Raw genomic sequence first — 25639 nt, 5'->3', positions numbered from 1 at the left:
GTCGGACCGCTGGACCGCTTCCCGCTTCCCGCCGCTCGCTCCTCGCTGTCCCCGTCCATCCGGCGCGCGCTCCGCCGCCGTGCGGCCCCTTCCGCCCGCGCAGCCGGACGGGGGCGGGCTCCCTGCGCAGCGGCTGCCCGCGCGACGGAACGGGGATGGACGGCATCCTTGACATCACCGCCTGCCCCTGCCGGTCCCGCCGACAGGCGCCACGGGTTGCCCCGCCGGGTGCCTCGTCCCCATCGCCGCGATCACGAGCCACATCAGTCCCACGGCGATGAGCACGTCCCCGACACTGGCCACCGAGGGGAAGGGAAACGGCCGGGGCAGGGGGATGATGTCCGCGAGCCACGGCAGCCGCGTCTCCGGCCCCAGCAGTTCATGGGTCAGGCTGTCGCCCCCGGCCAGCCTGGCGACGGCGGCGGCCCGCTCGAGGTCGTGGGCCGCCACGTGGATCGCCCATTCGCTGACCGGCATGCGCCCGCCGTTGGCGGTGATGACCAGCGCGTTGGCGAGGCTGCCGCCGATGAGATACCCGGACCCCGGTAGGTGGCGGTTCACCATCGCCAACACGACGAGCAAGGCATAGGCGACGAATTGGAGGATCTCGGCCCCTTGCACCACCCACGGGAGGTGAACGGACGATGGGTGTTGCAACATCGAACGCAGGATGAGCGGAACCGGCAGGAGGCCCACCCACCGCAGGGGCAGTCGCCCGATCCGCTTCACCGAACCGCCCCGGATCCACCCGATGGCCACGGCCAGCAAGAGACTCGCCAGGAACACCCTCCAACGCCTCCGCCCGACGCCCTCGCTCCGGGACGCCCCCCATCGAGGGGTCTCCACGAGTAGACTACCCCGGCGGATCCACCGGTTCCTCCGCGCCCGCAACCTCCTCGACCACCAGCGGCCGTTCCCGCCAGCCCGGGACGGGGGGCCTCAGTCCGTAGAGCGACGCGAGCCGCTCCACGAACCGGACTTCTGGAGGCCGCGTCAGCTCCGCCACCCGCTGGGGACTGGACATCAGGTCCAGGACCACCCGGACGATCCGCGGATCGAAATGGGTCCCCGAACACCGCTTGAGCTCTTCGATCACCTCGGGCAGCGGCCGCCCGGCCTTGTACGGCCGGTCGTAGAGCATCGCGTCGAAGGCGTCGGCCACGGCGAGGATCCTCGAACCCAGGGGGATGTCCTCTCTCCGCAGTCCGTCGGGATAGCCCGTGCCATCGAAGCGCTCGTGATGGTGCCGGATCCAGAGCGAGACCACGTCCAGCGACTCGATGCCGCTGACGATGCGCGCCCCGATGACGGGGTGCCGCTTCAGAGCCTGTTTCACGAACCCAGGTATTTCCGCAGGACTGCAGCCCCGGGAGGTTAAGTGAAAGCATCGGTTGGGAGCCTGTTTCACGAACCCAGGTATTTCCGCAGGACTGCAGCCCCGGGAGGTTAAGTGAAAGCATCGGTTGGAATTCGCCATTGCCTGAGGTGTTCCTATGGCCTACAACTTCCGCCCGGTGAACCGCGACCAACTGTACCTGCTCCCACCGAGCCTTCGCGACTGGCTGCCTGAGGATCACCTGGCCTGGTTTCTGATCGACGCCGTCGAGCAGATGGACCTGCGGGCCTTTTACGAGAAGTACCGCGCCGACGGTTGGGGCGGAGAGAGTTACGACCCGACCATGATGGTGACGCTGCTGCTGTACGCCTACTGCGTCGGCGAACGGTCGAGCCGGCGGATCGAGCGGTTGTGCCTCGAGGACGTGGCCTTCCGGGTGATCACCGCCAACCAGAAGCCGGATCACGTGACCATCGCCCGCTTCCGCCAGCGCCACGAGCGGGAGCTGGCCGCGCTGTTCACCCAGGTGCTGCGGCTGTGCCGCGAAGCGGGGCTGGGGAAGGTCGGCGTGGTGGCACTGGACGGGACGAAAGTCAAGGCCAACGCCTCGCTGGCGGCCAACCGAACGTATGATGTGATTCGCCAGGAAGTGGAGAAGATGCTCCGGGAGGCGGAGGCCACGGACCGGGAAGAAGAGGAGCGGTACGGCCCCGGGCGCCGTGGGGATGAGTTGCCGGAGGAACTGCGCTCCCGCCAGAGCCGGCTGGAGCGGCTGAAGGCATGCAAGCGGCGGCTGGAGGACGAGGCGGCCCGGGAAGCGGCTCGGCTGCAGGCCCGCATCGAGGAGCGGAAGGCGCAGGAGCAGGCGACTGGCAAGAAGCGGCGGGGACGGAAGCCGAAGGCGCCGGATGCCTCGGTGGATCCGGCGGCCAAGGCCAACGTGACGGATCCGGACAGCCGGATCCTCAAGACCCGGCAGGGCTTTGTGCAAGGGTACAACGCCCAGGCGGTGGTGACCGAAGACCAGCTCATCGTGGCCGCGGCGGTGACGCAGGACGCCAACGACGTGGGCCAACTGCACCCGATGCTCCAGCAGGCGCAAGCCAACCTCCAGGCAGCAGGCGTGGACAAACCCATCCGGGCCGTGGTGGCCGACGCAGGGTACTGGAGCGAGGCGAACGTGAAGCAGGCGCCGGTCGAGGGGCCGGAACTTTTCCTGGCGACGCGCAAGGAGTGGAAGCAGCGCCAAGCCTGGAAGGATGCACCCCCTCCGCGGGGCCGGATCCCCAAAGGGCTGAGCCTGCGGGAGCGGATGGAACGCAAGCTGCGGACCCGGCGAGGACAGGCGATCTACGCCAAGCGCAGCCAGACCGTGGAGCCCGTGTTCGGGCAGATCAAGACCGTGCGAGGCGCCGACCGGTTCCTCCGTCGGGGTCTGGCGGCGTGTGACAGCGAGTGGAAGCTGCTTTGCTTGACCCACAACTTGCTGAAGCTCTGGCGGAGGGTCAGGGAGCGATCCGCCACCTTGCCCTTTGAATGTACGGTGGCGGGCTTGGCGTAGAAGGGTCACGATCGGGCCGCCGGCCTACACAGTCCTGACCGTCAGCCCATGTGACATGAGCGAATCGACCCGGTACGTTCCCACTAGGCCCGATCTCTCAGGGTCGGTGCAACAGGCTCTTCATCTCCTCGTATTCATCCGGCGTATACCGCCCCGGTTTGTTGAGGATCTCGTCCCGGACGCCGATCTTCCCGATGTCGTGCAGGATCCCCGCGTACTCCAGCTGCTCCAGCTCGTCGTCACTGAGGTTCAGGGCCTTGCCGATCTCGACCGAAAGCCTTGCCACCCGATCGGCGTGACCATACGTGTAGCGATCCCGAGCCTCCAGGGCCAGGGCCAGGGCGCGGATCGTCCCCAGGAACATGTGACGCACGTCGAGATACCGCTTGAAGGAGAAGCGAGCCACGACAAGGGGGAGCAGGAAGAGGACCATCCCGATGGGGCCGACCCAGCGATGGATCGCCGAGATGAGGTAGGCCAAGGGCATGAGGGCTACATAGTTGACCATACCCATGGTCTTCAAATGATGGACGACGCCGGCGAGACGAACCCCTTTGAATCGACATACATATGCGCTAAACATTCCGACGTTTACAATGAAGTAGACCAGAGCCGCCAGAAGGAAACCAGCAATGGATTGCCGGCTTGTTATGTCGGCTCCATTTGCAAGCGCATGGTACACGTGACCAGCAATGAAAGCGGATAGGCCCAACTGGAATCGGTTATATAGGATGCCACGGAGTGGAATGCGGCCATCAAAATCGATTGGGCGGATGGTGCCCAATGCTGCGATCAGCGTTCCCCATAACGGCCCTTCGGACAAGATCGCAGCAAATATGGCGACGAAACCGAGCGATATGGATCCCTTGAGCGGCGGAACCGGAATGGGGAATGCTTCGGCGGCTACCGCAAAGAAGTAAAAGGACAATACATCAGACAGGTCCGCAGGCGCGATCGCCCGTTCCAGAGCCACCACAATGGCGGCCGTGATGACGATGTATGCGAAATAGCCCGGACGCCACCGCAGCTGCGGAACGACCATCGTCTGACCTCGCTTCACCGAGCAAAGAAAGGAGGTTACTGTGACCGGTGAGGCGGTCAGAAGCTGACCTGGTAGTTCGACCCAGCCGCCAGAACCAGGGTCGCCAACAGCAGCAGAACCTTGATCGCACGGGCCATGATCAGATCGCTCCACCGAATCTGCCCCGCGGCGATCGCTCGATCGCCCGGTGGCAGCCTCCGCTCATGGCCACGCTGCTTGGATCCCGGTCACAGTAACCGAAACCTTTGAGAACCCTTTTGTTGGCCGTCACCACCGTCCGCGGAGGGGTCGCGGCTGGGGTCGGAGCCCGAAGCCCGAACGGACCGTGCCTCGACGCCCACCCCTTTGTGAAGGGTTCACCGACCCGGCAATCCATGCCAATTGCGTGCTTTCTAGACATTCGTGCTCTGTCCGCCAGTTCCTTCTGGTGCCATCTGGCCTGCCAGGGCGAAGAACCGGTTGACCCCATCCAGCACCGCCCGGCAGGTGGCCTCCGTCTCATCGAGCTTGATCAGCACCGCGCCTACGTACTCCTGCGGCGACAGGATGCCCCCGCCGGCGGTGATGCCGACCAGCGCGACGCTCCGGTGCCCCAGACGCACCCGCTGCACCGAGAAGACCTCGACCTCCACCATGCGGTAGAGGGCGGCCACCACCGCCCGGGCGGTCGCCACCGCCGCCATCCGCAGCAAGGCCGTGGGCGACCGGTTCCCGCGGGCCTCCCCCCGGAAGACCTGGTCCCCGTTGCCGAGTTCGACCACCACGCCGACCTGCGTCCCCTCGGACTCCAGCCGGTGACGCAGCAGCCGCAGGCGCGATTGCCCGTATTCGTCGCCGCCGCCCACCCGCGTGACCTGGACGATCCCGCGCTCCACCTCCTGGCCAAAGCTGATGGCCATGAGCGACTGGACGTCGCGAAGCAGCTGGTGCTCGGCGCGACCCGGTCCCGCCAACAGGTGGATCGCTTGCACGCGGCCCTCGGCGTCGACCTCCACGTGGGACGAGAGGACGCCGGGTAGCCCCAGCAGCGCCGACTCCATGGCCTTGGCGGTGTTGTCGAACCACGACGAGGGCTGCGACACCTGCAACATCCTCCCGTTGGCCGCAAGGACGGCCCGCATGTCAGGAAAAGTCGGTTCTTCCTTTCCTCACCTTAACCTGCTCCTGCGCCAACGGCCCAGTCCCATTTTCCATGGCCGAGTGGCGTCGCCCTCGTCCGTTCGCGGCCTTGCGGCCCGACACCGTTCGACACGGGATGGCGGGGGTCGGCTGGGCAAGGGATCCCAGGGTCGCTGGAGGGGGCTTGTCCCGACGGCGGGCCGGTCCTCGGACCGGCCCGCCGACCGCAGGGCGATGACGCCGCCAGGGCCCCGCTAGGCTTCCGGCTCGATCAGGCCGTACTGCCCGTCGCGACGCCGGTAGACCACGTTGACATCGCCCGTGGCCGCATTCGCGAACACGAAGAAGTCGTGTCCCAGCAGATCCATCTGCAGGATCGCCTCGTCGACGGTCATGGGCTTGAGGGGGAACCGCTTGGTCCGGACGACCCGTCCCTCCTCCTCGGCGTCGGCCGGGGCCGGTTCGTCCAGCGAGGTCTCGGATTCGGGCAGGGCTTGGCCCGTGGTCGCCTCCAGCCGACGGGCCTTGCGATTGAGGCGGGTCTTCAACTTGCGGATCTGGCGTTCCAGTTTGTCCACCACCAGGTCGATGGAGGCGTACATGTCCTCGGAGTCTTCCTCCGCGCGGATGAGGAGGCCGTTGTTGGGGAGAGGGATGGTCACTTCGACGATGTGGCGGTCGCGCTCGATGCTCAGGGTGACCTGCGCCTGCAGGGGGGTATCGTTGAAGTACCGGGCCACCTTGCCGACCTTCCTGCGGGCGTACTCCTTGAGGGCGTCGGTGACGTCGAGGTTCTTGCCATAGATGGCAATGTTCAACGGCCCTCACTCCTTCCCCTGAACGTATAGAAGAGTTCCGCGTGGGATCGGTCTCTTCCTACCGTTGCCTGCCCGTGGGTCGCCGCCGCCTCCCGGCCCGCCGGCCGGGCGCCGGCTCGCCGCGCAGGGCCCGTTGCACCACGACGGCTGCGACGACGTCGTCCAGGGGATGGAAGCGATCGCAGGAAGGGACCTGCGCCGGTGTGGATAGTGTACCCGTCACGGCATGTGGACAATGTGGATGACCTGTTGATAACCGCGCCTTCTCCTGCGCCATGACGGCCCGTGGTGGACTCTCGCAGTGTTCATAGGGTTGGGGATAACCAATCATCCTGCCCCTTCCATCCCGTCGCCGCTCCCATCCAACCTTCGCGATCGCCAGGGCGCCGGGCGCCATGGGTGCCGAGAACATTCGAGCACCACGAGACGGCGAGGGGGTCCCGCGTGACCGGGCCCCCTCGAATCGAACCTGTCGAATCGAACCTGGTCGGACGAACCGGCTCCCCGCCCCGCGCCGGCTGTCGATGGAGGGGTGTGCCGCCGGCACCGTGCCTCCGTGCCCCCGCCGCCTGCCCGCCGCCGCGACCGGACGCCGTCCGGCCCGGGGCTCGAGGCCGCAGGCTCCCCGCGGTGCCGCGGGGCCGCGGAGGCCCGACGCGGGGGCTCCACCCCGCAGGTCCGACGCGGTGGGCGCGGCGCCGGTGGCCAGGTCGGCTCACGCCCCCGCGACGGCGTCGACGAAGCGAAGGCCGTCGGCCAGCAGGGCTTCCACGGCCTCCGGCGACTCCGCCTCGGCGTAGACCCGCACCACCGGCTCGGTGCCCGATGCGCGGAAGAGGATCCAGCGGCTGGGTCCGAAGATCAACTTGTAGCCGTCCAACGGGTCCACCCGCTCCACCGGCCACCCTGCCAGGCGAGACGGCGGGTCTTCCGCGAGGCGCCGGAGCAGCCGGTCCTTCCCCTCCGCCGACAGGCGCAGGTCCCTGCGCTGGAAGTGGTGCGGTCCGATCTCGGCCATCAGGGCGCGCACCTGTTCGGCCAGGGTCCGGCCGCGGGTGGCCATGATCTCCGCCAACAGCAGGTTGCAGAGCAACCCATCCCGCTCCGGCATGTGGTTCTTGATGCCGATGCCGCCGCTCTCCTCGCCGCCGATGAGCACGTCTTCCTTGAGGGCGTGCTCGCAGACGTGCTTGAAGCCGATGGGCGTCTCGCGGAAGGGGAGGCCGTAGCGAGCAGCCAGCTTGTCGACCATGCGGGTGCCGGCGAAGGTCTTGATCACCGCCCCGCGCCAGCCTCGCACCTCCACCAGGTGCTGGAGCAGCAGGGCGAAGATCCGCTGGGCGTCGACGACCTCGCCCGTGGCATCCACCGCCCCCACGCGGTCCCCGTCGCCGTCGGTGACCAGCACGGCCTGGGCTTGAAGGCGTTGCACCGCCTCGATGGCCGGTCCCAGGTTGCGGGCGATGGGCTCGGGCGCCAGCCCCCCGAAGCCCGGGTTCCACTCGCCGCGGATCTCGGTGACCTCGAGGCCGGCCTCCCGCAACAGCTGCGCCAGGATGCCGCGGGCGGCCCCGTGCATCGGGTCCACCACCACCCGCAGGCGGGCGGAGCGCAACCGCTCCCAGTCCACCAAGCGGCGCAGCTGTTCCACATAGGGTCCGATCAGGTCGGCCTCTTCGACGCGGCCGAGGCGGCGGGCCTCGTCGAGGTCCATCCCCCGCGGGGGCTCCTGACCCGGTCGGCGGGCCGCCTCCTGGCGGGCGAGAATGCTCTCCAGCTGCTGCGTCTCCTCCGGCAGGGCGGGGCCGCCGAACCATCCCTTGAGCTTGAAGCCGTTGTATTCCGGGGGATTGTGGCTGGCGGTGATCATCACGCCCGCCCCCAGGCGCCGCGAGACCACCGCCCAGCTCAGCGCCGGGGTCGGGCAGGCCGTGGGAGAGAGGATCACGGGGATGTCCGCCGCGGCTAGCACCGAGGCCACGGCGGCGGCGAACCGGTCGGAGAGGAACCGGCAGTCGTAGCCGACGGCGACGCCCTGTCGGGCCCGGCCGCTGGCCTGGAGGTGCTCGGCCAGCGCCCAGGCCACCCGACGCACGTTGGCAAAGGTGAAGTCCTCCGCGATGACGGCTCGCCAGCCGTCGGTCCCGAAGCGGATCGACACGTCGCTCACCCGGCGCTCACCTCGGTGGAACCTTCGCAACCGGCGCGGGGGTTCCTCCCCGGCCGAGGCGGCGAGCCGCCGGGCCCTGAGCCGGCCGCGCGTCGGACCGGGGCCGGGGCACGGAGCGGGCGGCCGCCCTCCGCAGCGAGCCGCCGCGCCGTAGGCCGGCCGTCCGTTGGCCGGCTGTCAGCGGAGGAAGTCCATCAGGGTGGGCTGGACGATGCGGGCGCCGGCCATCAGGGCGGCCCGGTAGGCGGCCTCCGACACCGCCAGGCGCATGGCGGTCTCGGCGATGTCCGCGTCCTCCACGTCGCTCAGGAGCCGCTCGGTGTCGATGCGCACCTCGTCGAGCCGGTTCAACCCCAGCTCGATGCGGTTCGCCTTGGCCCCCACCGCGGCCCGCCAGCGCAGCAGGCCGTCGAGGGCATCGTCGAGGGCAGCGACGGCCGCGCCCCCCACCGTGTCCAGGTCGCGGGCCGCCAGGGCCGTCGCCAGCTGGGCAAGGGCCGCGAAGGCCGGGTCGAAGGCCGCATCGCCGGGGACGTTGACCGCCAACGTCACCCCCGGGGCGATCTCCCGCTCGATGGCGCCGCCATCGCCGTTGTAGGCCACCCCGGTCGGGCTTGCGGGGTCCACGGCATAGGGGGGCTGGTTCGTCCGGTAGCCGCCGAAGAGATAGACGCCGCCCAGGGTGCTGTTCGCCACCTCCAGCAAGTGGTCGCGCAGCTGCTGGACCTCGGCGGCGATGGCGTCGAGGGAGCTGTCGGGCAGCGTGCCCGATGCCGCCCGGATCGCCAGCTCCCGCGCCCGCTGCACGATCTGGCCCGCCCGGTCCAGGGCGCCGTCCGTCATCTCCAGCCAGTCCCGGGCGTCCTGGGCGTTGGCCCGCAGCCGCTCCACCTCCGCCAGGCGAGCGCGAAGCCGCAGGCTGTCCACCGTGGCGACGGGGTCGTCGGAGGGACGCTGCACCCGCTTGCCCGAGGCCAGCCGGTTCTGGTACGTGCTCAGCCGCTGCTGGGCCCGGCGCAGGTCGGCCAGCAGCGTGGTGATCATCATGCCGCCGGTGATGCGCACCGGGTTCGCCTCCCCGTCCCTCGCTCGTTGTCGCTCGTTGGCGGGATCCCCTAGCGGCCGACCACGCCCGTGCGCTCGATCAGGATGCCGAGCATGGCGTCGACCGCCGTGACCAGACGGGCCGCGGCCGCGTAGGCGTGCTGGTACCGGATGAGCTGCGTCATCTCCTCGTCCAGGGAGACGCCGCGGACGCTCTCCCGCTGCACCGTCACCTGGTCGAGCAGCAGCTCGGTGGTGCGCTGGCCCTCCTGCGCCTGCCGACCGGCGATGCCCAGCTCGGCCACCACGCTCTCCAGGTAGTCCTGGGCCGTGGCGTTGCCCAGCTGCGCGAGGGGCTGGTTCCGCAGCTGGGCGAGCTGCAGCGCGATCCGCCCGTCGCCGGGGGCGCCCGGCTCGGCCGCCGCCGCGAAGTTGGCCGGATCGTCCAGCGCGGGGTTCACCACCACCGCGTGCAGGTCGTCGCCGGCCCCGAGGAGGAACACGTCCCGGCCCGCTCCGCCACCGGCTCCCGCCGAGTCGTTCAGCCCGTAGCCCTGCCGGTGGATGGCGTTGACGGCCTCGGCCAGGCCGAAGAACAGGGCCTTGAGATCCTCCCGCAGGCCGGCCACCAGCCCGTCCCGCGCCTCCAGCAGCCCGTCGATCTCGCCGCCCTCCAGCAGGGTCGCGTCGAGGGGCTGGCGCGTCGTGGGATCCGGCGCCCCACCGCCCGAGCCGCCGCTCCCGGGCGCCGGCTCCCAGTACAGGCGCACCGCCGTGCCGTTGCCGGCCGGTTCTTCCTCCGCGACCAGCCGGTGGGCCACCGGACCGTCCACCAGGACGAGCCCCGCGACGTCGACCCGCACGCTGCCGTCCGCCCGCTCGGTGACAGCCACCGGGAGCAGGCCGGCCAGTTCCTCCACCAGCCGGTCGCGCGCGTCCAGCAGGTCGTTGGGCTGCTGCCCCGCGCCCGTGGCCACCCGGATTCGCTGGTTCAGGTCGGCCAGCTGGGCGAGGATCTGGTTGACCCGGTCGGTTCGGGCCACGAGGCTCGCATCCAGGTTGGCCTGCAAGTCCGCCAGCTGCCGGTCCGCGGTCTGGAAGCGCTCCAGCAGCGTGTGCGCCTGCTGGACGGCCGCCGTGCGGGCCGGCAGGCTGTCGGGCCGGTTGGCCACGACGGCCAGCGCCTCCCAGAAGTCGCCCAGGGCCCGGGCCAGCCCCGCGTCCGAGGGCTCGCCGACGATGGTCTCCAGCTCGGCCAGCGTCCGCGACCGCACCGACCACCGCCCCAACTGCCCCTGGAGGTCGCGCACCTGCCGGTCCAGGAAGAGGTCGCGCACCCGCACGATCGCCTCCACCTGCACGCCGGTCCCCACCTGCCCGGCTTCCACCGGCAAGGTCCGCGACGGCGGCGGGTAGGGCGGGGTGGGCGTCAGGCGGGCCACCTGGCGCGAGTACCCCGGCGTGTTGGCGTTGGCGATGTTGTGCCCGGTGACATCCAGGGCCCGCTGCTGCGCCCACATGCCCAGCCGGGCGAGTTCGAGGCCGAAGAACGTGCTGCGCATGATCGCCATCCCTCGCTGGCATCGCGGCGGGCCGCGGCCCGGGCCCGGCCCCGGGAGCCCGCGGCGTGCCGGTTCATCGCCTGCATTCTTCGACTTGGCGGCTTGCGCGATGGCTCGCGCGGGGGCCGGAGCCGGCCGTCGGCGTCAGTAGGCGCGGTCGATCAGGGCCGGCGGGCGCCACGGGCGCTGGCCGTCCCGGCCGTAGGCTGGGGCGGTGTGGGCCGACGCCCCGGCCACGCCTTGCAGGACGAACCGGCTCCACGCCAAGCCCTGCTGGGCCAGGGCGCGGTTCCGGCGGTTCTCCGCCTCGACCCCTTCGATTCGCGCCCGCAGGGCATCCCGCACCCGCCGAAGCTCCGCCCCGAGTTCCGGACGGCGCCGGGCCAGCGCCTCCCACGTCAGGGCGGAGGGTGCCAGGCCCCAGGCCGAGGCCAGTTCCTCCTGGAGCCGGTAGCGCCGTCGCTCCAGCCGGTCGATCACCCCAAGCCAACGCTCCTGCTCGACCACGGCCGCCTCGATGGCCGCCGGGTCGCCGGCCACCAGCGCCTCGCCCAGGGACCGGGCCGCCTCCAGGAGGCGTGACCAGGGCTCCAGCTGTGCCGCCGTCCGGGCGACCAGCTCGCGGCACAGCGCGTCCGCCCGCGACCGCATCGGCTCGCGCCCGTCCATGGCCTCCGCCCCGGTGGTCCCCGACGCCTCCCCCGCCGAAGGCGATCGGGGTCCCCCCGCCATGACGGGCCGCGACACGGCGGCTGGATCCCGCGAAGACCCGGTCGTCGACCCACCGGGCTCCGCCGGGGACGACGCGGGGCTGGCCCCGCGGGCCGCGGGCAAGGCGCTGCGCCCCTCGGCGGCCACGACTACCGCCCCTCCTGGGCGCGGTCCACCAGCAGCCGGCGCAACATGCGCTCGGCCACCTGCTCCGGCGGCACCTGGTACGCACCCCGGGCGATCCGCTGGCGCAACGCCTCGACCCGCTCCTGGCGCACGTCGGGCAACGCCCGGGCCTCGGCCACCAGCCGCTGGACCGTGGCGGCGGCGGGCGAGAGATCGACGCGATCCCGTGGCGGCCGACCCGGCCCCTGGGGGCCGCCGGCGGCCGCCGCGCCGGACGACCCGGCGGGGCCGTGGACGGAAGGCGTCGGCGCCCCCGCGGACGCGTCCCTGCGGCGGAGCGACGAAACCGACGACTCGTCCTTCCCGCCGCCAACGCCCCGCACCGGCGCCTCGGCGTTCGGCCCGCCCGCCGCCGGGGGTCGGACGCTGCCGTTGGGCCCAACGGGAGCAGGACCACCCGCCCCGGGCGTGGCCGGTGGCTGCATCGCGTACGCCTTCAGCGCGCTCAGCACCTGTTGCCGCGAGATGATCATCGCCCCGCCCTCCTCCACCTCAGGCCCGCCGCAGGCCATCCACGGCGCAGCGTCGTCCGGTCGGTCCGCACTCCGAGCCGCACCGTCTGGCGGGCTACGCCCTCCTCGCACCCGGGAGCCGGGTACCCGCGCTCCCCAAGCCGGGCGGGCCTGCGTCGCGAGGGGTACACCCGTGTTTTCGGGCAAACCCCCGATGCCATTCATAGCGGATGACGCGCATCAGGAGTGGTGCCGGCCCGGCGCGAGGGGCGTCACCGCCGCCGTCAACCCGTATACGGGCCCGGCCCCCGCCGCCCGCAGGGCGGCGCAGACCGCGGCCAGGGTTCGGCCGGTGGTCAGCACGTCGTCGACCACGAGCACGGGGCGGCCCGCCAGCCCCCGGCGGCGGGCGCCGGGCGCTGGGGCGAAGGCGCCGGCCACGTTGGCCCGCCGGCCGGCGGCGCCCAGGGCCGCCTGGGCGCCGCCGGCCTCGGCCCGCACCAGCAGCCCCTCGGCCAGCGGCCGGCTGCTCGCCCGCGCCACCGCGCGGGCGAGCAGCGCGGCCTGGTTGTACCCCCTCTGCCGCAGCCGCTCCGGGTGCATGGGCACGGGCACGACCACCAGGTCCCGGGGCCAATCGTCCGCCCGCGCCGCCATCCTCCGGCCCAGCAGCTCGGCGACGTAGGGCTCGTCCCCGTACTTCATGCGCAGGATCAATCGCCGGATCAGACCCTCGTAGGTCGCCACCGACCGGACCGCCACCCACGGCGGACCCAGGTTGCGACACTGGCTGCACGGCCCCTCGGCATCGGCCAGCCAGGCAGGACGGTCGCAGGTCGGGCACCGGCCTCCGGGTCCGTGGGCGAGCCGGACCCCGCAGGCGTCGCAGAGGGCCGGTTCGTCCCGGAGCCCATGGGGCAGGGCGACACCACAGCCTAGGCAGTAGGGCGGCCAAGGGAAGAGCCAGGTCAGGAGCTCCTCGCGAAGGAACGCCCAGAGCCGGTGAGCTGCTCGCCACCCCGCGGCAGCGGCCGGTTGCCAGAGCCCGCCCCCCACCGGTCTCGCCTCCTCCACCCGTCGGCGGGTGCGGACATGTCCTGCCGCACCCGCGGCCGTCCACCTCCCCCAGCCGTCGACGCAAACCGGAACGCTCCAACCACCGGCAACGGCGCTGCCCGTCGCCGTCACCTGCTTCCAACATTATACACTCGCCGGCGCTCGAAATCCAGATATTGGATCATAAGTACGGCCAGCAGCCGCCGGGAGTTCCCCGCCCAGCAGCCGGTGTGGTCAACGACGAAGGGGACCGCAGGCCCGCCCCGAGCGGCCCGCCCCCGCCCAGCAGCGGTCACCGGAACGTCGAAGGGCAGCCCACCCCACCTGCGGACAGCCGCGGGGAGCCCACGCCCGGCAACGGGCGCAGCAAAACCGAAGGGCGCTAGACGCCCCCGCGGCCGGCCACCCCCCGCCCCCGCCCGCCAGCCGTCACCGGACGCCGAAGGGCAACCCACGCCCTCGCGGGCAGCCGCCCCCGCCCCACAGCGGGCCCGGCAGCGCCGAAGGGGACCGCACGCCCGGCCCGAGCGGCCGGCCCCCGTCCAGCAGCCGTCACCGGGCCCACGGGCCCCCGCGGGCAACCGCACGCCCGCCGCCCCCTCGTCAGGCGTGCTCCCGACGGTCCCGCTCCCGGTGGTGCCGCTTCTCGCGGTACATGTTGCGATCCGCGGCGGCGATCAGGTCGTGCTCCGAGGGGCCGTCGAAGGGGTAGACCGCCAAGCCCAGGCTGAAGCGCAGGGTGAAGACGATCTGGCCGGTGACGCCGGTGAAGGGGTGCCGCAGGACGGCCTCGCGGATGCGGGCCGCCACCGCCTCGGCCTCCTCCCGCCCGGCGCCGGGGAGGATGGCGACGAACTCGTCGCCGGCGTACCGCGCCACCAGATCCTGCTGCCGAACGGCGCTGCGCAGCACCGCGGCGAACTGGCGCAGGACCTCGTCGCCCGTCGGGTGGCCGAACTGGTTGTTGATCTCCGAGAAGTTGTCCAGGTCGATGAGCAACAGCGACAGCGGCTGGCCGGCGGCGCCGGCCCGGCGCAGCGCCTCCCGCAGGCGCATGCTGAAGTAGCGGTAGTTGTACAGGCCGGTCATCGGATCGGTGTGGGCCAGGGTCTGGGTGCGGCCGTAGACCAGGCCGTTCTGGATGGCCAGCGCCATGGGCGAGGCCAGGATCGAGAGCAGGCGCCGCTCGCGGTCGCCGAAGGCGCGATCCCGCCGGGCCAGGCAAAGGCACCCCATCAGCCGCTCGTCCGTGGCCAGGGGCACGGCCAGGACGCGGGTGGGTCGAAACCCGGCGGTGTGCAGGGTGGGCTCGCCCTCTTCTTCGACCACCTGGCGGGTGGCGGCCGCCCGACGCACCGCGCCGTCGCCGGCCACCCGGCCCAGGATGGCGGCCGCGTCGGGGTGGCTGGCGTGCTGGAGGCGCAGGACCTCGTCGTCCTCCGCCAGGTACACCGCGAAGGCATCGGAGGGCGCCAGCTGCCGGACCGCCCGGGCGATCCAGCAGTAGGCATCGTCCAGCTCCAGCACCCCCGCCAGCCCCTTGGTGATCTCGTAGAGGGACTGCAGGTCGTGGTGGGCCTCGACCAGGCGCATGTGCAGCCGCAGCAGGTAGTTGACCATCAGGAACAGGGTCAGCCCGACGGCCATGCCCATCACGCCGTAGACCTGATAGGCGATCATCACCACCGTGTGGGCGGCCACCGCGATGGCCGTGCTCAGCGCGTCGACGGGAAGCCAGCGCAAGAAGAGCCGCAGGAACTCCCGCGGCGGATGGGCCTGATGGTAGTAGAGGGCCATCCCCACCAGGGCGTTGTTGATCACCCAGTAGACCGCCACGTACACGAACACCAGGTGGAGCGGCGGGACGGTGATGCCGGTGGGTGCGGGCCAGGGATGGAGGCCCAGCGCCGTGGCCACGGCGCCGGCCGTCAGGATCGCCAGGGCGAACTGGCCGGCGTTGAACAGGGTGCGCTCCCACGGCCGCCGGTTGAGCAGGCCGTAGCCGATGAGGTTGCCGAGGACGTGGACGACGACGGCGGGTAGCGTCCCGTAGAGGAGCTGGGCGGTCAGGGTCACGCCGAAGGTCAGGGACATGGCGCCGCCGCCCGGCATGGGGAGGGGGAAGGCGTCCATGAGGATCGCGGCCCCGAGCATCATCAAGAGCGGAAGGGCGGGAACCGGCTCCCACCGTCGCAACGCCAGGACCAGCGCCACCATCCCGCTCACGCCGACCAGGAGGATGTACAGGCGCTGCGGGTTACACCACGACCTCACGGGCCATCGCGCCCCCCACCCCGTTTCGCGTCGCTGTATGATTCTCAGCCTGTCATGCTTTTCCTGCCGGATGCCGCCGCGTCCAGCAGCCGGAGGAGGGGGGATCGCAAATCCTGCCACCGGAAGAGGCCGGGATTCGTCAGGTCCAGGGTCACGGCCAGCGGCGCGCCCGTCACGAACAGCGCCGCCTCCAGCGGGCTGGGCCCCCCGCCGCGGTCGGCGGGCCAGCACAGCACCTGCAGCGTCGGCACGCGCTGGCGCATGCGCTGCACGATGCACGGCGTCTCGTCGGTGGAGCCGCAGTCGACCACCACGATGGGCGAACCCGGCGCCAGGGCCGCCAGCTCGTCGACGATCCCCTCGATGAAGGCAGCGGCGTCGCGCACGAGGACCACCAGCGGCCAGGGCTCGCCCTCCCCGTCGCTCGACGGGCGCTGCGGGCGCCGGCTCCAGGGTGCACGCCCGGGCCGGACCCCGCCGACGACCCCGGCGAGCCCCGCCGCCAGCCCCAGCGCCAGCAACCACCAGACCGCGCCGTCCCCCATGGGCCTCGACACCCCCGCGGAGGCGGGAGCCGAACCCCGCGCAACCCGCGCTTCCTACGCCCCACCCGCGCTTTCCATCGGTATGCGGCATCCGCGCCCGCGGTCACCGGTCGTCGCCCGCCGCCACCGGTCGTCACCCGCGGCCGCCGGTCGTCGCCCGCCGCCACCAGCGCGGCCACGAGCCGTCGCCCGCGGTCCCCGTCGGTGCGCCGCCCCCGGCCGCCCCGCAGGGCTTCGAACCCCCACGAAAGCGAGCGCCCGGGCGGGTTCGTCCCACCCGGGCCGTGGTCGATCTCCCAGACGGTCCCGCCGGGCTAGAGCGTCACCGCCACCTCCGCCAGCGGGTCGGCGGGCATCGGGCCAAGCCCCGCCGCCTCCCGCAACTCGGCGGCGCGGTCGATCCGCTCCCACGGCAGGTCCAGCTCGGGCCGCCCGAAGTGGCCGTAGGCCGCCACCTGCCGGTAGATGGGCCGGCGCAGGTCCAGCGTGTGGATGATGGCCCCCGGTCGGAGGTCGAAGTGCCGCCGCACCAGCTCCTCGATCTCCTCGTCGGGGATCACGCCGGTGCCGAAGGTGTCCACGCGGATCGACACCGGCTGGGCCACGCCGATGGCGTAGGCGACCTGGATCTCGCATCGCTCCGCCAGGCCCGCCGCCACGATGTTCTTCGCCACCCAGCGGGCGGCGTAGGCGCCCGAGCGGTCGACCTTGGTGGGGTCCTTCCCGGAGAAGGCGCCGCCGCCGTGCCGGGCGTAGCCTCCGTACGTGTCGACGATGACCTTCCGCCCGGTCAGCCCCGCGTCGCCCTGCGGCCCGCCGATCACGAACCGCCCCGTCGGGTTGATGAAGATCCGCGTCCGCTCGTCCAGCATGGGGGCGGGGACGACGGCTTCGATGACGTGGCGCCGGATGTCCTCTTCCAGCTGGGCGCGGCTGACGTCCTCCCGGTGCTGGGTCGAGACGACCAGGGCGTCGACCCGAACCGGCCGCGTCCCCTCGTATTCGATGGTCACCTGGGCCTTGCCGTCGGGGCGCAGGTAGGGCAGCAGACCCGACTTGCGCACCTCCGCCAGCCGCCGCGTCAACCGGTGGGCCAGGGTGATGGGCAGCGGCATCAGCTCCCGGGTCTCCCGGCAGGCGAAGCCGAACATCATGCCCTGGTCGCCCGCCCCGATGCGGCTGAACTCGTCGGCCGGCGCCTGGCCGTGGCGGACCTCCCAGGCGTCCAGCACGCCCTGGGCGATGTCGGGCGACTGCTCGTCGATGGCGGTCAGCACCGAGCAGGTGTCGGCGTCGAAGCCGTACTTGGCCCGGGTGTAGCCGATCTCCCGCAGCACGTCGCGGACCAGGGCGGGAATGTGAACGTAGCACGTCGTGGAGATCTCGCCCATCACGAGGACCATGCCCGTGGTCACCGCCGTCTCGCAGGCGACCCGGGCCTGGGGGTCCTGCTCCAGGATGGCGTCCAGCACCGCGTCGGAGATCTGGTCCGCGATCTTGTCGGGATGCCCCTCCGTCACCGACTCGGAGGTGAACAGGTGGCGGCCCTTGGCACGCGTCACGCGGGGTTCCCCCTTTCCGCGAGATAAAAGAACCCCTTCTCCCGCGGAGAAGGAGCCTTCATCCCTGCGGCTGCGGCCCCGGCGGAGCCGCGGCGGGCGGACCTGCCGGCCCGCCGGTTCTTCCACCCGGACGAACCGGCCCGCGCCGGGCGAACCACCCGAGGCGTTCACCAGGCCCGGGGAGTCCATCAACCCAACACGCGCCGCGACGGTTCGACCCTCCGTTGTCACCGGTCGGACGTCCGCCGCATCCGCCGACCGGCGAACCGACCCGGAAAACCGGCGGGAACGTGAACCCTGTGCAAACCTAGGTTAGTCTAGCAACCGCCGAACGGCGGTGTCAATCGGCGTCGCGGGGAACGCGGGATGGGCGTGGGTCCGGCGGCGGGGGCCCGTGGCGGGCGTAGGCGGCGACGGCGCGGCGCGCCTGTTCGAGGAAGCGGGCCCGCTCACCCAAGGCCTCGTGACGGACGGCCAGGGCCAGCCGAAGCTGCCGGTCGGCTTCGAGGGCCTGGCGAAGATGCTCCTCCAGCTGGGCGAGCCACTGCCGGGCGGCCGGGCTGCCGGGCAGCTGGCGTCCCTCCGGGCCGACCCCTGCCTGCAACCGCTGGAGCCTGGCGCTGACCTGCTCTTGGAGGAACCGGCGCGCCTCGAGCTCCGCCCGGGCGGCGTCCCAGTCGCCGCGGCCGGCGGCCGCCTGGGCCCGCCGACCGCGTTCGATCCACCGGTCCAGGTCCTTGCGGGTCTCGAGGATCAGCTCCCAGAGGTCGGACTCGCTCACGGCCGGCCCCCCCAGCGGGCATCGGCGATGCCGCCGTGGGCGGGCGACCGCCGGGGCGGTCGCGGGGGCTCGGGTTCGGGTGCCGGCGAGGGCGACGGCGCGGGCGCCGCGGGCGGCGCGGGCGCTGCGGGCGCTGCGGATGCTGCGGGCGCGGTGATGCCCGCCGGCGCGCCGAGGGCCTCCGCCTCCTTCGGGGGCGGTGTCGCGGGCGGCGTCGTGGGCGAGGTCATGGGCGGTGTCGTGGGCCGTGTCGGAGCCGGTACGCCGGCATGTCGGCCTGGCGACGGGGGCGGCGCCTGCAGGGGCTGCAGGGGCTCCGTGGGATCCGGGGTCGTCGACCGGCTGCGGCCGGTCGGCGCGACGCCGCGGTCGTTGCGGTCGTTCAGGGCGGACGCGGGAGCGGCCCGATCCGGGCCACCTGCGGGCTCACGGGAGCCGGTTCGTCCGGAGCAGAGGGCCGCCCAGGCCTCGCGGATGGGGACCAGCACCCGCACGGCGTCAGCCGCCAGGCGGGCATCGCCCTTGACGTTGGCCTCGATGAGCCGCTCCTGACAGAACAGGTAGAGGGCGCTCAACCGGGCGGCCAGCTCGCCGCCGCGCTCGTGGTCGAGGGCCAGCATGAGCTCCCGCAGGAAGTCCTGGGCGCGGGTCAGGGCCCGGTGGAGGCGTTCGCGACCGCCCCGCGCCTTGACGTCCACCTGGAGCGCCCGCGCCACCTCCCGCAGCACCCCGTCCATGAGCATCAAGACCAGCACCTGGGGCGGCGCGGTCAGGACCCGGGTCGCCACGTAGGAGCGGGCGGGGTGCGCCACCGCCCGCCGTGGCATGCCCAACGGCCGGGAGCGGGGAGCCAGGGCAGCCGACGGACCCGGGACGGCAGCCCCCGCGACGGCCGGCGACGGCGCCAGCCGCCCGGGGCGGACGGTCGCGCCGTCGACCGGCCCGGTGCCGGATGGCCGTGGAGGGGAGGAGATGTTGGGTGTCCGCACCGGCTCGGTCCCCGCGGTCGACGCCGCCCCCGCGGGTCCCGCCGTCCTCCCGTTCGGCCGCGTCTTCGGGTTCTGGTGGTCTTCATCGGGTCGCATGGGGCTCTCCCACCCTCCTCGGCCGCAGCGAGGTCGTCACTGCCGTCACTTCCTGGGTCGCAACGACGTGAGCTGGTTGATCTGCTGGATCAACCACTGCTCCTGGGACTGCAGCGTGGCGATGAGGCTCTCCAGCGCCTCGAACTGGCGCATCAGGTTCTGCTCGCGGAGCTGGAGGCGGTACTCCATCCGCTCCATCTGCTCGGCGTAGTCACGCACGCGGTCGTCCAGGGCGTCGATGCGCCGGTCCAGGAGCCCGGTGTTGGTCTCGAGCCACCGGTCGACGGCCTTGCGCAGGCGGACGAACACGCCGTCGTCGCTGGAGCCGGCGGCGTCGGGATCGCCGGCCAGCAGGCGCTGGACCGCGGCCCGGTCGGCCGCCAGCGCCTCCCTGAGCTTGGCCTCGTCCAGCTGGAGGGTACCGGACTTGTCCTGGGTGGTGATGCCCACCGCCGCCAGCCGGTCCAGGTGGGAGCCCGACAGCGCCTCCACAGGATCCGCCACCAGGCGGCGCAGCTCGCCGCGCAGCATCGTGAGCAGGACGTCGCCGCCCAGCTTCCCTCCCCCTGCGGCCTGGTAGTCCTGCTGCTGGTTCATGAAGGAGAGGGTGCTGTTGTACTGCTCGACGAACTTCTTGACGGCATCGACCACGGCGTCGTCATCCCAGCCGACGGTGATGGTGACGGTTTGGCCGGGGCCGGCCTGGTGGAGCTCCAGGGTGACGCCCTGGATCACGTCGCTCACCGTGTTGGACGAACGGGTGAACCCCACACCGTTGACCTTGAACGCCGCATCCTTCCCCTCGGTAACAATTCGCTCGGCGCCGTTTTGGTTGAGCAACTGCAGTGCCCCGGCTGCCGACCCTGAGACCTCAATGGTGCTCGCCCCCGTCTCGGTGCGGCTGATCACCAGGTACCCCCCGATGACCTCCGCGCGCACGGCGTAGGGCTTCAGATTCGGGTCGGCGGCGACGGCTGCGTCGACGGCGGCGTTGATCTTGTCACGGATGGCGTAGAGCGAGTCGGCGGGGTCGATCATGACATGGAAGGATGCCATGGTATGCCCGTCCACCGTCGTGACGGCCAGGGTGAGGTCGCCGTCCACGTTTCGAGCAACCGATGGATCAACCTCGACGTAGGTCGCGATGGCGTGAGCGGTGGCCAGCTGCTGAACCTCGACCGAGTAGGTGCCGGGGACCGCGGCGCTGCCCGCCTGGGCGGTGACCCGGGCGGCGTCGCTACTGGTGGCCTTGATCCGCCGGAAGAGGTCCCCTGCCAGCACCCCGGCGATGCGGTCCCGCAGGTTGGCGACGCGGGAGCGGATGTCGCTCCAGGCATTCTTCTCGGTCTCGATCTCCAGCTTGCGGCGCTCGAGCAGGAGCAGCGGCCGCCGCTCGATCTGCATGAGCTGGTCGACGAGCTGCTCCCAGTCCAGATTGCTGGCCAGGCCGGTGATGCGCATGGGGGTGTCCTCCTCCGCCGGGGTCGCTCCACTCCCGCTGGCGTCATACCTGCTCTCCAGGGGTCGCCGGATCGCGCTCCGTCGAGAGTCTGGGGCCAGGGTCACCACCGGTGATCCAGCAGCCGGCCGATCAGGCACTCCAGGTACATGGCGATCCGCAGAACGTGTTCCGGAGGAACCTGCCGCACCGTCTCGCCCGTCTCCCGGTCCACCACTTCCGCCACCAGGCGGCCCGTGGCGTCGTCCACATGGAACTCCAACCGGTAGCCGAAGGGCTCATGGGGCAGGTCCTGCAGAGGCGGCATCCAGGGGTCGATCCCGGCCGGCGCACCGACCGGCGCGTCGCCCGGTTCGGCGTGAACCGCACCGGCCCCACTGATCCCGCCCGGCCCGCCGGCGCTGCCCGCCTCCAGGGCCGGGCTCGGCCGGGTCGCTGCCGCGAGCGCCGGACCAGAGCCCGGGAGACCGCCTCCGATCACCGGGTCCTCAGGTCGGATGGTCAAGGTGCTCACGTCTCCCGCCGGTTGGTTCTGATCTCTTGTCGGTCGGAGAGCAGTCCGGGGCCCCCGGCCGGGGTCCCTGGCCGTGGTTCCGTTGGCCAAGGCCCGCACCGGACGGAGGTCGTCCCTCCCCGTCGCCGGTGGAGCGCTCCGTCCGTCATATCGGATGGGAACCGGCCGTTGTTAACGGGCCTCGGGTCCCAACTGCCTGATCCCAACTGCCGGCTGGCTTGCTTGGGGACCGGGGCGACCTGGAGAACGATGCATGCCTTGCTGGACAGGCGGTTCGGCGGCCGTCGGCGAGGACCGGGCGTATTCGAGCGGATTCGGGGTGGAATGCGGCCGGATTCGAGCGGATGCGACTCGCGTCGGGCAGGTGCGAAACCGCGGAAGCGAAACCTCGGTGGTCAGGCGCACAAAGTATCGGCGGGCCGGCTGTCGTCGTGACAGCCGGCCCGCCGCGGGGGCTCCCGGCCGGTCCGGTGAGGGGGAGAACACCCTGGACCTGTGGTTGGGAGTAGCGCACCCGTTGGGGAAGTGGGCTACTCAAGCGGAGATCCTGTGCTCGGTCCCGGTCATCAGCTGCCGAGGAGCTGCAGCACTGCCTGCGGCATCGCGTTGGCCTGCGCCAGCATCGCCGTGCCGGACTGGAGGAGGATCTGGTTGCGGGTGAAGTTGGCCATCTCCAGGGCCATGTCCACGTCGCGGATGCGGGATTCGGCCGCCTGTAGGTTTTCGATAGCGACACCCAGGTTGGCAATGGTGTGCTCAAGACGGTTTTGGATTGCACCCAGGTCGGCACGCTGGCCGGATACCGTCTCAATTGCGGCATCGAGGGTCGTAATGGCTGCGTCCGCGCTGGTCTGTGTTGTCAAATCCAACGCGTCGACACCCAATGATGTCGCATCCATTGCGGCAATGTCCACGGTAATGTTCTGACCACTGTTTGCGCCAATGTGAAACACCTTCCCAGTAAAGCTTCCGTCCAATAGTGGCTGCGTGTTGAATTCGGTAGTGCTAGCGATGCGGTCAATTTCCTCAACGAGCTGGTCAATTTCCTTTTGAATTTGCTGCCTATCGGCATCGGTGTTCGTGTCACTGGCCGCCTGCACTGCCAGCTCCCGCATCCGCTGAAGGATGCTATGGGTCTCGTTCAGCGCCCCTTCCGCCGTCTGGATCAGTGAGATGGCGTCCTGGGCGTTGCGCTGGGCTGCCTGCAGGCCGGCTATCTGCGACCGCATCTTCTCCGAGATGGCCAGGCCCGCCGCGTCGTCGGCCGCCCGGTTGATCCGCAGGCCCGACGACAGCCGCTCCAGGCTCTTGTTGAGCAGGCTGTTCGTCTGACTGAGATTCCGCCACGCGTTGAGCGCGGCCACGTTGTGGTTGATCCGCATGAACTGCAGCCCTCCCTTGCCGGTTCTTCCCCCGCCGGCGACATCGCGCGCCTGCCGCCGCCGGGGGCCAGGGATGCCCCCGTCTCCGCCGGAACGGCTGGACCGACTCACCGCAGGTCCTCGACTCCGCTCAAAGGTCCCGGGCTTGGCTCGGCCGGCCCAACCGGCCCGCGGGCTGGGGTGGTCTCCCTGCCGTTGCCTGCGGCTATCCGGAATATCGAAGGGAGGGTGCTTGCTCGTTAGGCCTGGGATGGGTCCCAAAAACGGGGCGTGCCCCGGCCCGGCGCCTCAGCGCCCGACCTCGGCGCCCCCGCCCACGCCGCCGCCGACTCCCCCCAGCAGCTCCTCCAGCACCACCGCCACCCCGTCCTCGTCGTTGCTGACGGTGACGCGGCGGGCAGCGGCCCGGGCGGCGGGGGAGCCGTTGGCCATGGCCACGCCCAGGCCGGCGAACTGCAGCATCTCGATGTCGTTGTCCCAGTCGCCCATGGCGACGACGCGCTCGACGGGGATCGCGAGGTGGGCGGCCAGGCGCTCCAGGGCCCAGCCCTTGCACACGGGCGCGTCGGAGACCTCGACGGCGTAGATGTCCGGTTCCAGGTCCGGTCCCGTCAGGACGCGGACGGCGTCGCCCCACTGCACCTTGATCCAGTGGTGGAAGGCCTCGGCCCCCTCGTACCGGTCCCGCACCAGGATCCGGACGGCGCCCACGTGGAGCCACGCCAGGAGGTCGGGCACCTCCTGGGTCAGCCGGCCCGCCTCGAAGAACCAGGACGCCCTGGGCAGCCGGGCGCCGGGTTCGTAGAGCATGCGGTCGCCGTGGGGGTGTTCGAGATCGTGGACGAACAGGGACACCCCGAGCTCCCGCGCCTTGAGGATGGCCTGGCGGACGAACTCGGTGGGCAGCGGCTGCTTCCAGACCGGCTGGTCCGTGAGGGGGTCGACGGCCACCGCGCCGTTGTGGACGATGCACGGGGCCCGCAGCCCGAGGTCCCGGGCGAAGGGTCGCGTCGCCACCCAGCGGCGGCCGGTGGCCAGCACCACGTGATGCCCCGCCGCCACGGCCGCCCGGACGGCGTCGCGCACCCGGGGCCGCAGCGTGCCGCGGCTGTCCAGCAGGGTCCCGTCGACATCGAGGGCGATCAGATAGGGGAGCAAGGGGCATCCTCCTCCGGATCGAACCGCCCCTATTATAGGCGCTGGGGACCGCCGATGGCCGAAGGGCGCTGGGGACCCGGTGGCCGAAGGGGGCCGCATGCCGACGGCGGCCCAGGAGCGCAGAGGGGCGCCGCCGGCCCGTGATGCAGCCTTGTCGCACGGGCCTGCGACGCCCCGAACCGCCTTCGTTCAGCTTGGTGCGACCTTCCGAGCGCGACCTCCGCGTGCAACCTTCCGATGCTGGACGGCGTCAAGCCCCGGGGCCACGCGGCCTCGACGCCCGCAGGATGCCCAGGTCCACCCGGAGCGCGGCCCGGGCTGCCGAACCGGCTTCCTAGGCCGAGGCACCGGTCCCCGCAGCCAGTCGTCTTCCGGCGGCCTCCACCACCTGGAGCGACCGATCGGCTCCCTCGAGGACCTGGGCGAGGACCGCGGCGACCCGAGCGGCACCATGCGCCTCGACCAGCCGGTCCAGCTCCTCCCGCGCGGCGGGGGAGACCTCCCCGACATGCCGGTGGAGCAGCTCCAGCAGGCCGGCGGCATCGATGCCGGTGGCCGCCGCGGCGGCGTGCGGCATGGCGTGCGGCACGGCCCCCGACGCGCCGGCCGCGGGGGCATCCGGGGCGGCCTCCCTGACCCCGTCGTGGCCGGTTCGTCCCGAGGATCCCGCTTGGCCCGTTCCCGCCGCGGTCCCCCGGCGCGGTGGCTCGGACCACGACTCCACGACCGGGCGGCCGTGGGCGGGCCGTGGGCCGGTGGGCCGGTTCGTCCGCGGGGGAGCCGTCGGCGCCCAGGGCGTTCCGCGCGCCTCCGGTCCTTCCCCCAGCCTACCGGCACCGGCCCCCCGAGGGGCCGGGCGCCGGCCGCGGCCCTGGCTCCACGGGGAGGTGGGGGATCGGCCCACGCCGTGCCGGTGAAGTTCGAGCAGGCGGTCGGCGTAGCGGTTTGCCAGGGGCTGCTTGCCGCCGAGCCGCCGGGTGGAGAAGGCGTACTTGCCGCTGGCGGGGTCGAAGTGCACCACCTCGACCTGGACCCGTTCGCCCTTGTAGAAGTAGTCCTCCGCCCGCTCCACGTACCAGTCGGCGATCTCGGAGATGTGGATCAGCCCGCGGCGGCCGTCGTCCGTCACCACGAAGGCGCCGTAGTCGACGATGCCGGTGATGGTGCCGTGGACGCGGGTCCCGGGCGCCAGGGGCACGAGCCCCGCGCGATCGCGGACCTGGCCGGTCGCGGCCGGCGAGCCGACGACGCCGCGGCCCGCCCCAGGGCGGGCGGCCGGCGCATCGCTGCGGCGGTTGGCCGCCACGCCAGCACTTTGCCGCGCCCGGGCGGGCCCGGCACCCCCGCCGTCGGCACGATCGATGCCCCCGCCGCTGGCACGACCGGCACCCCCAACGCCGGCACGACCGGTTCCCCCGACGCCCGTCGGCCCGGCACGCCGGCGGGCGTCGGCGCCGGGGGTGGCCGGCGCCCGCCCCCCGCCCCTGGCCGCCCCCCCATCCGCCGCGGGGCTCGCCGCCTCGCCGCTTGCAGCGGGCACGCCCGCCATCCCCTCGGGCCGGGCATCCGCCGCCTCAGCGGGACGAACCGGCTGCGGCTGCCGGATCGGGGGCGTCGCCTCCCCGTCCGGTCGCAGCGCCTCCATCGAAGCATCCGCCATGCCGAAAGACGCCTCCTCCGTGCAGGGTCGCCCGGCCCAGGGGTGTCCGGCGCCTGCAGCCGGACACGCCATGTACCCGTTGCATCCTGCATGTAGGTTATGGAATGGGCATCCGCGTTATCCAAAGTCCGCACAATCCGCAGCCCGGCCCCCCGGTCGCAA

22 protein-coding genes are annotated in these 25639 nt (G+C 71.9%); 1 reads left to right on the top strand and 21 read right to left on the bottom strand.

Annotated features, from left to right (window positions below; genetic code table 11):
• Positions 1 to 174: 174 nt before the first annotated feature.
• Together Q5761_RS00840 and Q5761_RS00835 are read right to left on the bottom strand one after the other, a co-directional pair.
• Positions 175 to 786 (bottom strand): DUF5317 domain-containing protein, encoded by a 612-nt coding sequence (locus tag Q5761_RS00840; protein ID WP_318750828.1) that lies wholly within the window; start codon positions 784 to 786, stop codon positions 175 to 177.
• Positions 787 to 853: 67 nt separating this feature from the next.
• The gene (locus Q5761_RS00835) at positions 854 to 1336 is read right to left on the bottom strand and encodes an HD-GYP domain-containing protein (protein ID WP_318750827.1); all 483 of its coding nucleotides are present in this window, start codon (positions 1334 to 1336) and stop codon (positions 854 to 856) included.
• Between the two features lie 157 nt (positions 1337 to 1493).
• Here Q5761_RS00835 and Q5761_RS00830 point away from each other — a divergent pair, with 157 nt between their 5' ends.
• Positions 1494 to 2897: a transposase gene (locus Q5761_RS00830; protein WP_318750826.1), complete on the top strand. Its 1404-nt coding sequence runs from the start codon at positions 1494 to 1496 to the stop codon at positions 2895 to 2897.
• A gap of 97 nt (positions 2898 to 2994) precedes the next feature.
• Here the strand turns inward: Q5761_RS00830 and Q5761_RS00825 are convergent, their stop codons facing one another.
• From Q5761_RS00825 to Q5761_RS00735, 19 genes are all read right to left on the bottom strand, one after another.
• Positions 2995 to 3939, bottom strand: a complete 945-nt coding sequence (locus Q5761_RS00825) for an HD-GYP domain-containing protein (protein WP_318750825.1) — start codon at positions 3937 to 3939, stop codon at positions 2995 to 2997.
• Positions 3940 to 4331: 392 nt separating this feature from the next.
• Positions 4332 to 5030, bottom strand: a complete 699-nt coding sequence (locus tag Q5761_RS00820; protein WP_243123728.1) for a hypothetical protein — start codon at positions 5028 to 5030, stop codon at positions 4332 to 4334.
• A gap of 282 nt (positions 5031 to 5312) precedes the next feature.
• Positions 5313 to 5876: a ribosome hibernation-promoting factor, HPF/YfiA family gene (gene hpf, locus Q5761_RS00815; protein WP_318750824.1), complete on the bottom strand. Its 564-nt coding sequence runs from the start codon at positions 5874 to 5876 to the stop codon at positions 5313 to 5315.
• 715 nt (positions 5877 to 6591) lie between these two features.
• Positions 6592 to 8046, bottom strand: a complete 1455-nt coding sequence (locus Q5761_RS00810; protein ID WP_243123727.1) for a phosphoglucomutase/phosphomannomutase family protein — start codon at positions 8044 to 8046, stop codon at positions 6592 to 6594.
• Positions 8047 to 8223: 177 nt separating this feature from the next.
• Positions 8224 to 9111, bottom strand: coding sequence for a flagellar hook-associated protein FlgL (gene flgL / locus Q5761_RS00805; RefSeq protein WP_135224735.1), 888 nt, complete (start codon positions 9109 to 9111; stop codon positions 8224 to 8226).
• A gap of 50 nt (positions 9112 to 9161) precedes the next feature.
• Positions 9162 to 10652 (bottom strand): flagellar hook-associated protein FlgK, encoded by a 1491-nt coding sequence (gene flgK / locus Q5761_RS00800; RefSeq protein ID WP_318750823.1) that lies wholly within the window; start codon positions 10650 to 10652, stop codon positions 9162 to 9164.
• A 144-nt stretch (positions 10653 to 10796) separates the two neighbouring features.
• Positions 10797 to 11399 carry a flagellar protein FlgN gene (locus tag Q5761_RS00795; protein WP_318750822.1) on the bottom strand — a complete coding sequence of 201 codons (603 nt, stop codon included), beginning with the start codon at positions 11397 to 11399 and terminating at the stop codon, positions 10797 to 10799.
• Between the two features lie 113 nt (positions 11400 to 11512).
• Entirely contained in the window at positions 11513 to 12022 is a 510-nt protein-coding gene (gene flgM / locus Q5761_RS00790; RefSeq protein WP_318750821.1) for a flagellar biosynthesis anti-sigma factor FlgM, read from the bottom strand.
• Positions 12023 to 12241: 219 nt separating this feature from the next.
• Positions 12242 to 13057, bottom strand: coding sequence for a ComF family protein (locus tag Q5761_RS00785; RefSeq protein ID WP_318750820.1), 816 nt, complete (start codon positions 13055 to 13057; stop codon positions 12242 to 12244).
• A 603-nt stretch (positions 13058 to 13660) separates the two neighbouring features.
• Positions 13661 to 15331, bottom strand: a complete 1671-nt coding sequence (locus Q5761_RS00780; protein ID WP_318750819.1) for a sensor domain-containing diguanylate cyclase — start codon at positions 15329 to 15331, stop codon at positions 13661 to 13663.
• A gap of 44 nt (positions 15332 to 15375) precedes the next feature.
• Positions 15376 to 15876, bottom strand: coding sequence for a hypothetical protein (locus Q5761_RS00775; protein WP_318750818.1), 501 nt, complete (start codon positions 15874 to 15876; stop codon positions 15376 to 15378).
• A gap of 314 nt (positions 15877 to 16190) precedes the next feature.
• Positions 16191 to 17438, bottom strand: coding sequence for a methionine adenosyltransferase (gene metK, locus Q5761_RS00770; RefSeq protein ID WP_318750817.1), 1248 nt, complete (start codon positions 17436 to 17438; stop codon positions 16191 to 16193).
• A 340-nt stretch (positions 17439 to 17778) separates the two neighbouring features.
• Positions 17779 to 18219, bottom strand: a complete 441-nt coding sequence (locus Q5761_RS00765; protein ID WP_318750816.1) for a hypothetical protein — start codon at positions 18217 to 18219, stop codon at positions 17779 to 17781.
• Complete coding sequence (gene fliS, locus Q5761_RS00760; RefSeq protein ID WP_318750815.1) at positions 18216 to 19304, bottom strand: flagellar export chaperone FliS; 1089 nt, start codon at positions 19302 to 19304, stop codon at positions 18216 to 18218. The genes Q5761_RS00765 and fliS overlap by 4 nt, the downstream gene beginning before the upstream one ends.
• 45 nt (positions 19305 to 19349) lie before the next feature.
• Positions 19350 to 20765, bottom strand: a complete 1416-nt coding sequence (gene fliD, locus Q5761_RS00755) for a flagellar filament capping protein FliD (RefSeq protein ID WP_318750814.1) — start codon at positions 20763 to 20765, stop codon at positions 19350 to 19352.
• A 101-nt stretch (positions 20766 to 20866) separates the two neighbouring features.
• Positions 20867 to 21070, bottom strand: a complete 204-nt coding sequence (locus Q5761_RS00750) for a flagellar protein FlaG (RefSeq protein ID WP_318750813.1) — start codon at positions 21068 to 21070, stop codon at positions 20867 to 20869.
• A gap of 773 nt (positions 21071 to 21843) precedes the next feature.
• On the bottom strand, positions 21844 to 22659 hold the full coding sequence (locus Q5761_RS00745) for a flagellin (protein WP_318750812.1): 816 nt from the start codon (positions 22657 to 22659) through the stop codon (positions 21844 to 21846).
• Between the two features lie 288 nt (positions 22660 to 22947).
• On the bottom strand, positions 22948 to 23817 hold the full coding sequence (locus Q5761_RS00740; RefSeq protein WP_318750811.1) for an HAD family hydrolase: 870 nt from the start codon (positions 23815 to 23817) through the stop codon (positions 22948 to 22950).
• A 334-nt stretch (positions 23818 to 24151) separates the two neighbouring features.
• The gene (locus Q5761_RS00735) at positions 24152 to 25477 is read right to left on the bottom strand and encodes a S1 RNA-binding domain-containing protein (RefSeq protein ID WP_318750810.1); all 1326 of its coding nucleotides are present in this window, start codon (positions 25475 to 25477) and stop codon (positions 24152 to 24154) included.
• Positions 25478 to 25639: the final 162 nt, after the last annotated feature.

The sequence above is a fragment of the Thermaerobacter composti genome (assembly GCF_033582035.1).
Taxonomy (GTDB): Bacteria; Bacillota; Sulfobacillia; order Thermaerobacterales; family Thermaerobacteraceae; genus Thermaerobacter; species Thermaerobacter composti.
This window is presented reverse-complemented; position numbering and strand designations above follow the sequence as displayed.